We start from the raw sequence: 15,166 nt of genomic DNA, 5'->3' as shown, positions 1-15,166 counted from the left end.
AGGTGGTTGGCCGAACATGGGTGCGTTCGGCGTAAGAGCAAACGATAAGTCAGACCGCAGACCCAACCAACTAAGGTTGTGCTAAGTAACCCGTCTAGCTGGGGTTTGTAACGGCTGCTTGCATCGTCGCGCGCGTCGTCCAGTGTAAAGCAGACTGGGGACCGGATCGATCCCGGACAACCCGTTCCTACCTGCGTGAACACCGTGGACGAGCAGGCTCGAATCGGCCGCCGACCCGGGGCCGAAAGCTGAACTCACCTGCACCGCAGCAGATTTCCCTACAGATGCCCTGGTCAAACCTCCGACCTCCGCTAACCGGGGGTGGGGACTGTGAGATATTCCCGACACCGGCCCCCACAAGCGCGCCAGTCAGCCGACCGTACGGTCTGTATTGCGAAATGTGCGTCACAGCACACCTCTGGCTAACTTCTGGCAGTGTCGTTCGACACAAATCGGGCGCGGACGGCGGTGGAGCCCGGCTCGCCGCGTACGACACGCCGAGGCGGGCACGGAAATATCTCGGTCGACGCGATGGGCGGACTCACTCGATTGTGAGGCTGACCACAAGCAGCACCTGGGCACTCGGTGTGTCGGTGTCCGGCCTGTCACGCTGACACAACGAATCCATGCCAGTTTTGCCATGCCTACCAGTTTCGCCATGCCCAGTGGAGCGCACGACCCGGGGAGAATTCATGACCGGCTTACTCACCTGGCTCGGCGGAGGCCTCGCCTCGCCTCGGCGCCGGGACCCTGAAACGGGAGCTGACCTGGCTTTCAGCCATGAACAAGGCCGTTATCTCGTCACCGGTGCCGCAGTGTCGTCGTTCGCGCTGATCGCCGGTCTCGTCGCGTTGTGCGCGCTGCTCGCCGCCGATGTCGGCGTGGTCGGCGCGGTGCTGTTCGCGCTGGTCGTCGCCGGCGCGGCGGGTGCGCTCGGACGGGCGCTGGCGACCACTCGTCCCGGGGCCGACGACGACCGGTTCGGCGTCGCGGCCCGGATCGGGGTCGGGGTGCTGGCGGGAGTGTTCGTCGCCGAACTCGCCGCCACGGTGCTGCTCGGCGGGACCGTCGACCGGGAACTGGATGTGCGCGCCCAGGTGAGCGCCGAGAATGCGCCCGCCGTGGTCGCCGCCCGCACCACCTTCGACCTGTCCACCGCCGACCGCGCCGCGCTCGACCTGAGCATCGCCAAGTCGCAGGCCGACATCGACCGTGCGCTGGTGATCGCCCGGTGCGAGTACAACCCCACTCCGGAATGCCCGCGGACCAGGATCACCGGGGTGCCCGGTCGCGGTCCGGAAACCCAGACCGCCAACGACATGCTCGACGACGCCCGCAAACAGCTCGTCACGGCGCAGGGCCGTGTCGAGGGCCTCGACCAGCGGGTTCGCACCGAGTCCGCCGCCCTCGCCGCCGCGCGGACCAGCGCGATCGCCGAGGGCGACCGTGGTCTCGGCGCCCGCTGGCTGGCCATGAACAGCTACACCGCTTCACACGCCGGCGCCGCGGCCCTGCGACTTCTCATCCTGCTCGCGGGGATCGTGGTGGCCCTGCTGCCGCTGCTGTTGCACTGGTGGCGCGGGGAAACCTCGCTGGACCGCCGGGTCGACGCCGCGGACGTGGCCGATCGGGCCCAGCGCGAAGCCGACGCCGCCATCGCGGTGAAACGCGCCGAAGCTCGCACCGAGACGGCCGCATTGCGCGCCGAACACGAGCTCACCGCCGCGCAACTGGCCATCGAAGCCGATACCGTGATCGATCGAGAACGTCAGCGCACCAGGATCATCGCCGCGATCGGCGGTTTCGAGCTCGGGTTCTCCGAGCCGCATCGAAAGGACGACTCCGTGTCTCTGGAGCCGAACGTGACATCGCAGCTGCCCGCCGGTTATGTCCAGCACGCGCTGCCCACCGGTCCCGCCGGGGCCCTCGTCCCCGCGCACCAGGCCCCTGTTCAGCAGGCCCCCGCGCCCGCGCCGACCAGCGGGGGCGGCCTCGAGCTGCCGATCATCGGAACAGTGCCGTTCACCGACACCGCGGCCCGCTGGATTCGGCCGCTGGTGCCTTCGTTCGTCGCCAACGCGTTCGACTCGGCCACCCACCCGATGCGGACCGCGCGACAGGCGTTCGAAGAGGTCGAAGAGGTGACGTTCACGCTGCGCCGCTCACGCAAGGTCACCGTCGACACCCAGGATTCCTCGGCACAGCAGCAGGTTCCCGCCGGATACCAGCTGCAGGGACAGCCCGCGCAGGGTTTCCTGCCGCCCGGCGCCTACCCGCAGCCGCAGTACCAGCAGCCGTACCAGCCCTACGCCCAGCAGATCGCCTCGAACGTGGTCGACGCGCCGTCGAGCCGCTTCCACCCGGACCCGCGTCAGTACCCATCGGCGCCGACCTACACCGCCCTGCCCGCCGGACAGGGCAACGGTCTGCCCGAGGCGCAGGGCCACGGCGAACTCCCCGGCGGCGGCGCGGGCGAGCTCCCCGGCGGTCGCCGTCAGCTGCCGCCCGCCCGCTGATCGCACGAGTCGGGACAGCAGGCAGCGCCCGCTGTCCCGAACTCTCGCTCAGCCGCGCGTGGTCTTCGTACGGACCGCGCTGTAGGCCGCGAACAACAGCACCGCGACGATGCCGACCACCGTCAGATGGATGCCGCTGACGAACGCCTGATTCGCCGAGGACAGGAACTCCTGCGCCGCCGCGGTGGGCAGCTCGGCGGCCACCTCGACCGCGCCGCTGAGCGAACCAGATGCGGTCGCCACCGCGTCGTCGGGCAGCAAGGACAGGTCGAGGCCACGCCGGAAGATCGCCATCACGGTGCTCCCGAGCAGGGCGACACCGAGGGCGAGTCCGGTCTCGTAGGCGGTCTCCGAGATCGCCGCGGCCGCACCGGCACGTTCGGCCGGAGCCGATCCGACGACCAGGTCGGCGGCCACCGTCATGGCCACGCCGGCGCCGAGGCCGATCCCGACGAAACCGAGCACGAACGCTTCGGCGCCGCTCACCACGTCGACCGCGAGGAAAGCCGCCGCGCCGAGCGCCGTGACAACCAGCGCACCGGCCAGCACGACCGTCGCGCGCCAGCGCCGCACGAGCAGGGTGGCCGCCAGCGAGCCGAGCACGCTCGCCGCGAGTCCGGGCAGCATCAGCAGACCCGCTTGCAGGGGCGTGCGGCCGAGAACCAGCTGCAGATACTGCGAGCCGAAGAACAGCACGCCTGCCAGTGCGAACACCGCGAGCAGGTTGGTGAACACCGCAACCCGGAACCTCGGCAACTCGAACAGCCGCAGGTCGAGCATCGGATCGGTCAGGCGACGTTGCCTGCGCACGAACAGCACGGCCGAGATCACACCGATCAGGCCGACCAGCAGCGCACTCACCGTGGGACCGTGCGCTGCGGTTTCCTTCACCGCGTAGACCACCGGGACCAGCGCCAGCATGGACAGCAGCGCGCTGAGCGCGTCGAACCGGCCCGGGTTCGGGTCACGTGATTCGGGGATGAGCAGCGGCGCGAGTGCCAGCAGCACCAGCATCACCGGCAGGTTCACCAGGAACACCGAGCCCCACCAGAAGTGTTCGAGCAGCCAGCCGCCGACCAGCGGACCGGCCGCGGCGCCGCCACCGGCCATCGCACTCCACACGCCGATCGCCATCGTGCGCTGACGCGCGTCCTGGAACATCGAGCGGATCAGCCCCAGGGTGGCGGGCATCAGCGTGGCACCGGCCACACCCTGCAATACCCGCGCCGCGATCAGCATTTCGGGCGAGACCGCCCATGCGGCCAGCGCCGAGGCGATGCCGAAGCCCACGGCGCCGATCAGCAGCAGCCTGCGCCTGCCGATCCGGTCGCCGAGGTTGCCCATCACGACCAGCAGGCCGGCGAGCACGAACGAGTACACGTCGATGATCCAGAGCAGCTGTGGCGTGCTCGGGGCCAGGTCGGCGCTGATCGCGGGCACGGCCAGGTCGAGCACGGTCGCGTCGACGGCGAGCAGCAGCAGGGCAAGGGCAAGTACGCCGAGGCCCGCCCATTCACGCGGGGTGGCGCGCGGTGGAACGAGTGCGGTGGGGGTGTTCATCGGTCTCTCGACTTTCGGGTTGGTAAACCGTCCAGCCGGTACAGTAACAGGAAAACCGTCCAGACGGTACAGTGAGCGCTGTGAGCCCCGGCACCCGCGATCGCATCCTCGACGCCCTGGAAACCCTGCTGCTCGAACGCGGCACGGCCCAGATGACCCTCGACAACGTCGCCGCGGCGGCGGGAGTGTCCAAGGGCGGGCTGCTCTACCACTTCAAGAGCAAGGACGCGCTGCTCGTCGGGCTGGTGCATCGACTCGGCGAGCGCGCCCGCACCCAACTCGACGAAGCCAGAGCGAGCGGGAGCTCGATCGCCGAGTGGTACCTCCAGACCCCCGACCCCACCGCGCAGGCCGATGCTGTCGAACTCGCCCTGTACCGCTCACTGCTGGCCACTATGCGCACCATCGACGCCTCGGCGGGCAGCGAACCCGACGAGGTACAGCGCGCACTGGACGCGGTGATGGCAGCCTGGTCGGACAACCTCGAGACCGAGGTCGACGACCCCGTCCGCGCCGACACCATCCGCCTTGTCGGCGACGGGGTCTACCTGCGCGCCCTGCTCGGCCTGCCGCAGATCGAGCCCGCGCGCTACCGCGCCGTCGTCGACCGACTGCTGCAACGCTGACAAACCACAAACGCGCGCACTGAGTGGACGCTTGTACACCGAACGCCGCCATAGACAACACCACGACCAACTGGACCGGTGGAGGCTCACAAAATATGCTGCTACCAGTTGTTATAGCCACCCGATTGACACAGTGACCTACGCAACTCTGTGGTCAATGGTCGTTTCGCCGGTTTACAGTTCGTGTGTGATCAACCGCGATGGACCGGCACGCGCGGCGAAATCAGCGCCGTGGGGCTCCCCGCTGCTCGGACCAGTCGACGAGAAATCGACGGTCCGGCGCGTTCGGGTGCAGCTGTTGCTCACCATTCCGCTGCTCATCGCCAATCTGATCGGCATCACGATGGTGGTGGTGCTGGCGGGCTTCGTGCTGCCGGGACCGACCGTGTTCACCCGGGAACTGCTGTTGGTCAACAGCGTCTTCACGCCACTGTGCGCCGCTATGGCGCTGGCGGGCGGCGCCGTGTGGGGCACCGTCACCGGTGTGCGATCGATGCGCTGGGCCACCGATCCCGACCATGTGCCGACGCCGGCCGAACAGCAGGTCACGGTGTCGGCGCCACGCTGGATGGTGCTGCAGCAGGCCCTCCTGTGGACGCTGACGTTGACCGTGCTCACCATTGTCTACGGCGTGCTCGAACCGGCGCTGATCCCCAAGGCCGTCCTCGCGATCGGCGCCGCGGCGATCGTCGTGTGCGCCAACAGTTACCTGATCATCGAATTCGCGCTGCGTCCGGTGACCGCGCGCGTGCTGGCCGCCGACCCGCACCGCCGCCGCGGCATCGGCGTGTTCGGCCGGACCATGCTGTCGTGGTTCGTCGGCGTCGGGGTACCGGTGATGCTGACGATGACGGTGGCGGTGTGGGCCCTGGCCGATCCCGCGGTGAGCAAGGCCAGGCTCGCGGTGTGCATGCTCTGCTTCGGCGGCTCGGCGCTGGTGTTCGGGTTGATCCTGATGGCCCAGGTCGTCGCGGCGACGGTGGCCCCGATCAAGGGCGTACGCCAGGCGCTGCGCCGCGTGGAGAACGGTGACCTCGACGCCGAGATCGCCCTCTACGACGGCACCGAACTGGGCGAACTGCAGAGCGGCTTCAACACGATGGTGCACGGCCTGCGCGAGCGGGCGATGATCGAGGACCTGTTCGGCAAGCACGTCGGCCACGATGTCGCGATGGCGGCGATCGCCTCCCAGCCGGTGCTCGGCGGCACCGAAACCGAGGCCGCTGCCCTGTTCATCGACATCATCGGCTCGACCACGATGGCGGCCACCCTGCCCGCGCCCGAGATCGTCGGCATCCTCAACCGGTTCTTCGACATCGTCGTCGACGAGGTGGAACGCCACGGTGGGCTGCTCAACAAGTTCGAGGGCGATGCGGCGCTGGCCGTGTTCGGCACGCCGGCTCCGCTCGACGACCTGGCCGGCTCGGCGCTGTCATGTGGACGGGCGATCCAACGTCGACTGCGTGATGCGTCCGATCTCGACGCGGGTATCGGTGTCGCGGCGGGACGGGTGGTCGCGGGCAATGTCGGCACGCACAACCGGTACGAATTCACGGTGATCGGTGATGCGGTCAACGAGGCCGCTCGGCTGTGTGAGCTGTCCAAACAGCACGACGAACGTTTGCTCACGTCAGCGACCACGCTTGCCGCCGCGGCTGATTCGGAATCCGCGCAGTGGGTGCTCGGAGAGACTGTCACGCTGCGTGGGCGGTTGAAGCCGACGCAGATCGCGTTGCCGCGGGTCCCGGAGTTGGTTGATGAGCGGTCAGCTGTTGGGCGCGGGTCTGCCGACGTTCGGTAGGGACGACAACGGTAGACCGGGCCCGGGGCGGTGTGCTGTGTTTGTTGGAGCGCTGACGCGCTCGAGTCGGGGCCCTTCGGGCCCCCGATCTTCCCTCCCTGCGGGTACTCCTTCGTCGCACCCTCCGGTCAGTCCAGATCGGGGCGGGCCCCTCCGGGTAGAGACATATCGGGCGGGGCGGGTGGGATTGACTAGACTCGGCCCGTGCGTCCCGCCGATACGGTTGGCGCCGTCGGGGCGGGAGTCGATCCGGTACCGGTGCCTGCGCCGGTACCGCAAATGCCGCCTACGGTGCCGATCCGCCCCTTGCGTTTCCGCGAATTGCTCGATGAGCCGTTCGCCCTGATCCAGGCCCATCTCAGGACCTTCGCGGTGCTCGGCGGCAGTGCGCTGGTGCTGGCGGTGCTCGGCGTGCTCGGGCTCACCGGGCTGGTTTCCCACCTCACCGACGGTTCCGACGCGGGTACCGCGTGGGCCGCGATCCTGGCCACCGCGGCAGGTGTGTGGCTGGTGCGCCTTGTCCTGCGCGGCGCGACCGTCGCCATCGGGCTCGCCGATTTCCAGGGGGTGCGTTACGGCGTGCTCGACGGGTTGCGGGCCGCGGGCCGACGGGCGATGCCGCTGGTGGTGGCACAGATCATGTTCACGCTCACCGGAATCGGGGTGCTGCTGCTCGGCAGCATTCTGGTGATCACCTTTCCGCTCGCGCTGATCTGGCTCTCGCATGTGCGGGCGCGACGGTTCGTCGCCGAACCGGTGATCGTTGCCGAACACGCGGGTTTCGGTGTGGGCGTGGCCCGTTCGAAGGAGCTCATGCACGGTGGCGTCTGGTCGACGGCGGGCCTGTGGCTCACCCAGCGGTGCATCTTCGCCGTACTCGCGGTGCCCGCGTTCGGTATTCCGTTCTTCCTCTCCGACTTCTCCGGTACCCACCGCTGGGCGGTCATCACCCTGCTCGTCGGCGGATTCCTGCTGGTGGTGACGGTGAGCGAGATCGTCGAGGCGACCAGCCGCGTGCTCTGCTACATCAGCAGGCGCTGCGTGCGGGAAGGTATGGACATTCGAATCCCCGGTGATCGCCGGTGACCGACTCCCCCGGTGGCGTCCCACCGCGGCCCCGCCTCGGCGCCGCCGCCGAACATCGCGCCGCCGCCGAGAACGCCGCGGGCCGACGCGATTACGACCGCGCCCTGCGCGAACGTTTCCGCGCCGTCCTGCGCGGACTCGAACAGGACGGCAGCCTGCCGGTGCGCCGCTCGCGCACGGCGCAGGAGACCGCCGACGACGCGACCACCGCACTTCCGCTGGAGCAATCCACCGAATTACATCCGGCGGCACGCAGCTTCGACGAAGTGGTCTACGGCGGGCGCGCGGCCACCGAGGACGAGTACCGCCGCCTGGAATACGCCGACCGGTACTCCCAATCCGCGCCACCGCCGGTCCTCGACCCGCTCGAAATCGAGGTCGTCGAACGAGAACCCAAGCAGCGCAGGAAACTTCCGCCGCTGCCCGGGATCTTGCGCAGCCCCCGCTTCTGGGCAACGCTGGCCGCCGGACTCGCCATCGCGCTGCTGATCTACGCCACCATGCAGTCGTGCGGCGCCCCCAACGCGCCCGACACCCCCGACCTGCCCGACCCACCGAATCCGCCCGACACACCGCCCGACGACAGCGACCTCGATTTCGGCAGCGGCAAGGACTCGATCTTCACGCGGCTGCCCGGCTGGCTGGCATTCGGCGGTTTGCAGTTCCTGCTCGCCTTCGTGGCGCTGATCTGGTGGCGGGCGCGCAGACGTGGCGCGCTGGTCGGCGAGCCGCGCCCGGTCGAGGTCGCCGCGAACGAGCTGCTCGCCGGGCAGGCGGGGCTGTACCGGCGCTCCGGCGACGTGGCCCATGTGGCGCACATCGTGCGCGCCGCGACGCTGCGCCGGATCAAGCCACGGCTGGGCGGCGAGCTCACCGACGATCAACTCGTCGCAGTCGTGTCGAGTCGACTCGGCGTCCCCGCTCAACAGATCGGCACTGTCCTGTTCGGTGACGTGCCGGACGAGACGACCCTCAATTACGTTGCCGCACACCTCGAATGGATCGAGACGGAGCTCGGATGACAAATATTTCCAAGGACGCTGTCGCGCTGGAAGCGCCGAGCGCACAGGAAGCCGCGGCGGCGCTGGCCGCGCTGCGCACCGAGATCGGCAAGGCGGTGGTCGGCAACGACCAGGCCGTGCTGTACCTGGTGCTCGCTCTGTTGTGCCGCGGGCATGTGCTGCTGGAAGGTGTTCCCGGCGTGGCGAAGACGCTGCTGGTGCGCGCGTTGGCCACCTCGCTGGCGCTTGACCACGCGCGCGTGCAGTTCACCCCGGACCTGATGCCGGGCGATGTCACCGGATCCCAGATCTACGATCCGCATTCGGCCGAGTTCACCTTCCGCAAGGGCCCGGTCTTCACCAACCTGCTGCTGGCCGACGAAATCAACCGCACCCCACCGAAAACCCAGTCCTCGCTGCTGGAATCGATGGAGGAGCGCCAGGTTTCGGTGGACGGTCAGCCGCGTGCGCTGCCCGATCCGTTCGTGGTGGTCGCCACGCAGAACCCGATCGAGCAGGAGGGCACCTATCCGCTGCCGGAGGCGCAGCTCGACCGGTTCCTGTTCAAGGTCGACATCCGTCTGCCCGACCGCGACGACGAGTTCCGCATCCTGCAACGCCACGCCAGCGGCTTCGATCCGCGTGATCTCGGCGCCGCCGGGCTGCGGCCGGTCGCCGGGCCCGCGCACATCGCGGCCGCGCGCGCCGCGGTGGGCCAGGTGGCGGTGAGCCCGGAGGTGCTGGCCTACATCGTGGATCTGTGCCGTGCCACCCGCTCCTCCCCCGCCGTCGCGCACGGCGCGTCCACGCGCGGTGCGACCGCGCTGCTGGCCGCCGCCCGTGCCTTCGCCTGGCTCAACGGGCGCGCGTATGTGACGCCCGACGACGTGAAAACGGTGGCGATGGCAGTACTTCGGCATCGCCTGCAGTTGCGGCCGGAGGCCGAGCTGGACGGGGTGAGCACCGAGGGCGTGCTCTCGTCGTTGCTGGTCTCGGTGCCGGTCCCGGTCTAGCGACGTGGTGGTCACAGGCCGATTCGCGCTGCTCGCCACGCTCGCGGCGGCGGTGGTGATGTTCGTGGTGCCGACAGGGGTCGGGGTGCTCGGCGCGTGCGCGGTGCTGCTGGCGCTGCTGCTGACCGATGTCGCGCTCACCGCGCGGGCGGATTCGCTGTCGCTGACCCGTGATCCGTTGACGGTGGTGCGGCTCGGTCGCGGCACCGAGGTGGAACTGGTGGTCACCAATACCGGCCAGGCCACCGTGCGCGGCATGCTGTGGGACGCCTGGCCCGACAGCGCCCGCGCCGACATCGACGGCCACCACCTGGATCTGGCCCCGCACACCCGAATCCGTTTGCGCACCAGCCTGACTCCGATCTATCGCGGTGATCGGGTCGCGGGTCCGGTGACGGTTCGGCTGCTCGGACCACTGGGTCTGGCCGGACGGCAGAGCCGCGTCGATGTGCCTGCCAGGGTGCGCGCGCTGCCCGCGTTTCGCAGTGAGCGACTGCTGCGTTCGAAGGTGAAGCGGCTGCATCATCTCGAGGGACGCAATGTGGCAAATACGCGCGGGCAGGGCACCGAGTTCGATTCGTTCCGTGAGTACGTGGCGGGCGACGACGTGCGCAGCATCGACTGGCGGGCCACCGCGCGTGCCAACGACGTGCTGGTGCGGACCTGGCGGCCCGAACGCAACCGGCACATGCTGATGGTTCTGGATACCGGGCGGGCCAGCGCGGGTCGGGTCGGCGAGGGAACTCGACTCGACAGTGCGATCGAAGCGGCGTTGCTGCTCGGTGGGCTGGCCGCGGCCGCGGGCGACACCGTGGACCTGATGGCCTACGACCGGCGAGTGCGCGCGGAAGTGAGTGGAGTCGGCGGCAATCAGCTGCCGCTGAAACTTATGCACACCCTCGCGGGGGTTACTCCACAGCTGGTGGACACCGACACCGACGGGCTGGTCCGCACCGTGATCTCGCGGGTTCGTAGGCGAGCGTTGATCGTGTGGTTCACCAGTCTCGACGGGCCGACCGTCACCGAGCACCTGTTGCCCGCCCTGCCGACGCTCACGCGACGTCATCGGGTACTGATCGTGTCCGTCACCGATCCTGACGTCGCCGCAGCTGCCCGTGATCGTTCGGCGGTCTACACGGCGGCCGCCGCCGAAACCGTGCTGGCCGAACGCGCTCTCGTGCAGGAATCACTGCGTCGACGCGGTGTGGCCGTGGTGGCCGCGGCCCCCGATCAACTGCCAGAGGCGCTGGCCGACGAATACCTCGAATTGAAGCAGTCCGGCTCGCTGTGATCTGTGGACATCGCGAATTGTGCACAACCGCACGTGGTTGTGGATAACCGCAGTTTCCACCGGTACTCACAGTTCATCCACCGACTTGCCAACAGATTCATCCACAGGCTGGTCTGTGCACAGGTGGGTCGTGCACAGGCTGGTGATCTACACCCGTGAAAGCTGCTGTCGCCGAGCGAGAATCGCGCCGAGCACGTGATACGGCGGGTAGCCGACGGGCACCGGGCAGCGCAGCGCCGCACACATGGCCTCGACGAGCTGAGTGCCCAGATAGTGCTGTGTGGGCTGTGTGAGCGTCGGCAGCCGGGTCAGATACCGGCGCGCCGCCGCAGCGAGTTCGTCGGAGATCCCGCTCGGGTCCAGCTGCGCCGACCAGCCGGTCAACCACGGCGGCGCGACGGCCAGCGACGGCATCGGCATGGTCTGGCGGGTGTGCACAACTACCGTTCCGGCGAGCACGTCGCCCACCCGCTTGCCATCGCGCGAACACAGCGACGCGACAACGGCCACCGCGCCGAACGCACCGAGCAGCCAGAAATCAACGATCGCGCCCGCGAGCCCGCGCGTGAGCGCGTGCCGGAAGTCGATCGGCCCCGCGTCGGCCCGCACGACGCGCAACCCGAACGCCAGCTTGCCCAGCGACCGCCCGCGCGAGACGGTTTCGCTGCACACCGGATAGGCGATCAGCACGGTCACCAATGTGATGACCGCCGTCACCGAGAACCAGGCGGAATCGGCGTCGGTGGCCAGCAGCACGAGTATCAAGACGTATTGCAGCGTCGCGGCGAGCGCGAGCTGGAGCATCAGGTCGAGCAGAAAAGCGCCCGCACGGCTGGGGATGCGCGCGATCGGGAGTTCGAGCGCCACCGCTTCGCCGGTGGTGAATTCAGCCATGTGGCTAGCATTCCCGATATGGACAGCGATGCCTACAGCTGGGCGAATCAACGGTCGTGGTATCGGCTCGATCAGCTGGTTCGCCAGCGGAAATTGTCCGGCGCGGAGGCCGATGAGTTGGTCCGGCTGTACCGGTCGACCTCGCAGCAGTTGGCGAGATTGCAGGGGCACCATCCGGATCCGGAGCTCGTGGACCGACTCAGCGCACTGCTGGCGCGGGCCCGCGGGCGAGTACTCGCGGCGCGGTCGCAACCGTGGCGCGAGGTGGGCCGGTTCTTCACCCGGCACTTTCCCGCGGCTGTGTACAGAGCCTGGCCGTGGTGGCTGGGGACAACTGCGATCTTCCTCGCCGTCGCGGGGGTGATCGGCGTGCTTGTGAATCGTTCGGCCGCGGCCCGCGACGCGCTGGGGATACCCGACGGCGACCTGTCAGATGTCACCGGACCTGGGGGTTCGTTCGAGTCGTACTACTCCGAGCACCCCAACGAGGCCTTCGCCGCGAAGGTCTGGACCCACAATTCGCTGGTGTCGGCGATCGCGTTGTTCACAGGTGTACTGATCCTCCCGGCTGTGTACGCACTGTTCATGAATGCGCTGAATCTGGGGATAACCGGTGGATTGATGGCCGAGGCGGGGCGGCTGGATTCGTTCTTCGGCTTCATCCTGCCGCACGGCACGCTCGAGCTCACCGCGCTGTTCGTCGCGGGCGGGGTGGGGTTGAAGCTCGGGTGGACGCTGGTCGACCCGGGACCGCGCAGCAGGGCGGCCGCGATGGCCAGGCAGGGGCGTGCGACCGCGACCGTGGCGCTCGGGCTGGTGTGCGTGCTGCTGGTGTGTGGACTGCTGGAGGGTTTCGTGACGCCGAGCCCGCTGCCCGTGCCCGTGCGGATCGCGCTGGGTTTCACGGCGGAGGCGCTGTTCCTGTACTACGTCTTCGGGATCGGCAGAAGAGTGGCCGAGGAACAGGATGCCGAGGCAGCGGTACCGATGCTGTCGGCTGATCCGGCTGATCGGTGGCTGATGGCGCAGCCAAAAGCTCTGAACCGGGCGTGAGCTCGCATCTGCACGTACATCTGTGAGGCCGACAACTCCGAGCACACCGCCCGGAAACAGCACCGGACAATCGGCAGCTACAGAAGGTTAAGAGATGGTTTCGAACTCCCCCATTTGAGTTCCGCTGGCCGCAGCGAGTCGGGCTCGAACTGCGGCCAGCGTTACCGTCAACTGTACACAATCGTTATCCCCACGCAACCCCCAACGCGCAGGTCCGGGGTAGGAACTGCGAACATGCAAAGCCCTGTGGACGCACTGATTTTCACACCCGCAGCAAACTCCTGGCACCGCCTTCATCGAGCAGTCGACGGCACCGAGAATTCACCTCGGGCAAACCTTCGATAACGAGTCACGCATCCTCGATGAAGCCCGCGCGCGAATGTCGAGCAAGGTTGCCCCGGATCACACCGAGCCCTGGACATAGCTGTCACCTGGGGTTTCGGCAACGGAATTACGGTTGCCGACTACTTGAAACGAAAAAAGAGACCTAAAGTTTGTTAACTACGTTGCAAACGAGATGCACGCCCAGCAATCACGCTGAAACACCGAATTCATCGCCTCAAATTGGACGGACGACTGGTTGCGCACGGTCCGCCGAACGGACGGAAATCGGCAGAAGAACATCCGGAATACAAGATTGCACAGGCAGTGTGACCTTCGCCTCACCTGCGGAAATCACGAGTATCCGACCTGCTTGGGGGCAAGGGGTACCCGGCGGTCGACTGAGCAGGTGTTTCGAGGTCGGCGCGCGACAGTAGTCGTCAGGCTGCCGAAACAGGCGTGAGGTCGGTTCGAGGACGTGAGACGGAGTCAGCCGATTCGGACGATCCCCGTGACCGTTCCCTGCCAGAGCGCGCCGCCGCGGGTGATGAGCGCGGCCATCTGCAGCGGGTCCTCCGCGACCGTGCCCGGCAGCGGAGTCGAGGTGCGAACAGCGCCGGTTGCCGGGTCGATAACGACATAGTCGAATCCGTCGAGGGGGGTTGTCGCATCCGGTCCGATGCGACGCAGGGTGTGGATGCCACCGTCGGCGAGCGACAGTCGCGGAACGGCAGCGCTGCGTACCCCGCTGTCCCACACCGGGACACATCCGTCGGCAGTGAGGTCGACCCGGCTCAGGCCGCCCAGGAACGGCGCGCTCGCCGGAACGGCCGGGCCCGCGCCTTCGGGCACGGTGGGATACGGATAGCCGTAGGTACTCGCGACGAAGATCGACGAACCGATCGCGATCGGCGAATTCTCGCTGCCGCCGATGGGGACCGGGACCGAGCAGACCTGCTCACCCGAACCGGAGCGCGCCACGATGAGCCGCACCCCGTTGTCGGCGTTGTCGACGATGGCGAGATATTCGTCGCCGCGCACCGGCCCGAAGTACGTCGGCGTCGAGCCGGTACCCCAGCTGAGCTGACCCGGTTTCCGCGCGGTGCCACGGTCGTAGGCTGACCGCCAAAGAATTTCGGGTTCAGCGCCTTTCGCGCGCAGCTCGTACAGCGCGTGCGTACTCGCCACGGCCACACCGCCATTGGGCGCCGACGAAATACTGTTGGCCACCAGTTCCCCGGACGGCAGCGCCACCGTCGCGACACGCCCCGCTGTTCCGACGAACCCGACAACCCCGCGGCCGGTCGCGAACCAGACGTTGCCCGTCCAATCGGGAACCAGTCCGGTCACGTTGTCGCCCTGCGGAATCGAACCACTCAGATCCGCCTGCACGGTGGCGACCAACCGCCACGCACCGTCCTCACCCCGAACATGCGCGACCCGCAACAGCCGTCGCCCACTGTCGACGACCACCAGTCGATCCTCGTTGTCGAGAAAGGCATAGACCCCGCCGAGCAAGCTCCCCTTGGTCAACGGCAACGAGGCAAGCGCCCCACCGACCGAGCCCGACGCACCCGAGTCGAACAGGAACACCGTCGGCGTCTGCCCCGCGATGGCGGTGCACAGCCCCACCACCAGCCCATCCGCGCCTTCGAGCAGCGTCGGGCAAGCCGCGCCGAGCGGATACACCGTGACGCCGGCCCCCGGAGCAGGCCCGGCCAATGGGGTCACATCCGAGGACCCCGCATCCCCGTGCATGGTCGCCGTTCCGAGCGGACCGAGGAAGGGGTTGGCCGCGAGCGGACCGGTGACCGGCGGCGGGTCCGCCGACGCCGGACCCGACCAGGCGCACGCCGAGGCGAGGACCAGGACAGCGGCGCGGGCAAGGAAGCGGCGGCGGGTTGCAGACGGCACGGTCTGTATCGAACCCGAATTCCGGGCTCAGGAGAAGTATTCGGATCACCCTGCGGAACCGGCGCCGAGAAAATGCCGCCTACGATGGCG

The 15,166-nt window shown here is 68.2% G+C and carries 11 protein-coding genes; 8 read left to right on the top strand and 3 right to left on the bottom strand.

All coding sequences use genetic code 11. From position 1 onward, the window contains the following. Positions 1–692: 692 nt before the first annotated feature. Positions 693–2,516 (top strand): DUF4407 domain-containing protein, encoded by a 1,824-nt coding sequence (locus tag IBJ82_RS07730; protein ID WP_194825310.1) that lies wholly within the window; start codon positions 693–695, stop codon positions 2,514–2,516. 48 nt (positions 2,517–2,564) lie between these two features. Here IBJ82_RS07730 and IBJ82_RS07725 read toward each other — a convergent pair whose 3' ends face one another. Continuing rightward, entirely contained in the window at positions 2,565–4,076 is a 1,512-nt protein-coding gene (locus tag IBJ82_RS07725) for an MFS transporter (RefSeq protein WP_194825309.1), read from the bottom strand. Positions 4,077–4,156: 80 nt separating this feature from the next. On the opposite strand from IBJ82_RS07725, the gene IBJ82_RS07720 reads away from it, so the two are divergent. From IBJ82_RS07720 to IBJ82_RS07695, 6 genes are all read left to right on the top strand, one after another. Continuing rightward, on the top strand, positions 4,157–4,702 hold the full coding sequence (locus IBJ82_RS07720; RefSeq protein ID WP_056822528.1) for a TetR/AcrR family transcriptional regulator: 546 nt from the start codon (positions 4,157–4,159) through the stop codon (positions 4,700–4,702). Positions 4,703–4,889: 187 nt separating this feature from the next. After that, positions 4,890–6,503, top strand: coding sequence for an adenylate/guanylate cyclase domain-containing protein (locus IBJ82_RS07715; RefSeq protein ID WP_370585214.1), 1,614 nt, complete (start codon positions 4,890–4,892; stop codon positions 6,501–6,503). Positions 6,504–6,707: 204 nt separating this feature from the next. Continuing rightward, a complete protein-coding gene (locus IBJ82_RS07710) occupies positions 6,708–7,589 on the top strand; it encodes a hypothetical protein (protein ID WP_194825307.1) in 882 nt (293 codons plus the stop codon). Beyond that, a complete protein-coding gene (locus IBJ82_RS07705; protein ID WP_194825306.1) occupies positions 7,586–8,611 on the top strand; it encodes a DUF4129 domain-containing protein in 1,026 nt (341 codons plus the stop codon). Before IBJ82_RS07710 ends, IBJ82_RS07705 begins: the two co-directional genes overlap by 4 nt. Beyond that, entirely contained in the window at positions 8,608–9,603 is a 996-nt protein-coding gene (locus IBJ82_RS07700; protein ID WP_194825305.1) for a MoxR family ATPase, read from the top strand. The genes IBJ82_RS07705 and IBJ82_RS07700 overlap by 4 nt, the downstream gene beginning before the upstream one ends. 4 nt (positions 9,604–9,607) lie before the next feature. Continuing rightward, positions 9,608–10,894, top strand: a complete 1,287-nt coding sequence (locus tag IBJ82_RS07695; protein WP_194825304.1) for a DUF58 domain-containing protein — start codon at positions 9,608–9,610, stop codon at positions 10,892–10,894. Between the two features lie 147 nt (positions 10,895–11,041). On the opposite strand, the gene IBJ82_RS07690 is transcribed toward IBJ82_RS07695, so the two are convergent. Then, the gene (locus tag IBJ82_RS07690; protein ID WP_194825303.1) at positions 11,042–11,788 is read right to left on the bottom strand and encodes an RDD family protein; all 747 of its coding nucleotides are present in this window, start codon (positions 11,786–11,788) and stop codon (positions 11,042–11,044) included. A gap of 18 nt (positions 11,789–11,806) precedes the next feature. Here IBJ82_RS07690 and IBJ82_RS07685 point away from each other — a divergent pair, with 18 nt between their 5' ends. Further along, positions 11,807–12,841, top strand: coding sequence for a stage II sporulation protein M (locus IBJ82_RS07685; protein ID WP_194825302.1), 1,035 nt, complete (start codon positions 11,807–11,809; stop codon positions 12,839–12,841). An 810-nt stretch (positions 12,842–13,651) separates the two neighbouring features. Here the strand turns inward: IBJ82_RS07685 and IBJ82_RS07680 are convergent. Continuing rightward, positions 13,652–15,085, bottom strand: coding sequence for a hypothetical protein (locus IBJ82_RS07680; protein ID WP_370585288.1), 1,434 nt, complete (start codon positions 15,083–15,085; stop codon positions 13,652–13,654). Positions 15,086–15,166 lie beyond the last annotated feature (81 nt).

It is taken from the genome of Nocardia sp. XZ_19_231, from assembly GCF_015355705.1.
GTDB lineage: Bacteria > Actinomycetota > Actinomycetes > Mycobacteriales > Mycobacteriaceae > Nocardia > Nocardia salmonicida.
Note: the sequence above shows the minus strand (reverse complement) of the source record. Positions and strands in the feature narration are given on the sequence as shown.

What these genes read in the sequence shown, in the direction of transcription:
- IBJ82_RS07690 (WP_194825303.1), bottom strand. Translation starts at nt 11,788, where the DNA reads ATGGCTGAATTCACCACCGGCGAAGCGGTGGCGCTCGAACTCCCGATC.
- IBJ82_RS07725 (WP_194825309.1), bottom strand. Translation starts at nt 4,076, where the DNA reads ATGAACACCCCCACCGCACTCGTTCCACCGCGCGCCACCCCGCGTGAA.
- IBJ82_RS07700 (WP_194825305.1), top strand. Translation starts at nt 8,608, where the DNA reads ATGACAAATATTTCCAAGGACGCTGTCGCGCTGGAAGCGCCGAGCGCA.
- IBJ82_RS07730 (WP_194825310.1), top strand. Translation starts at nt 693, where the DNA reads ATGACCGGCTTACTCACCTGGCTCGGCGGAGGCCTCGCCTCGCCTCGG.
- IBJ82_RS07685 (WP_194825302.1), top strand. Translation starts at nt 11,807, where the DNA reads ATGGACAGCGATGCCTACAGCTGGGCGAATCAACGGTCGTGGTATCGG.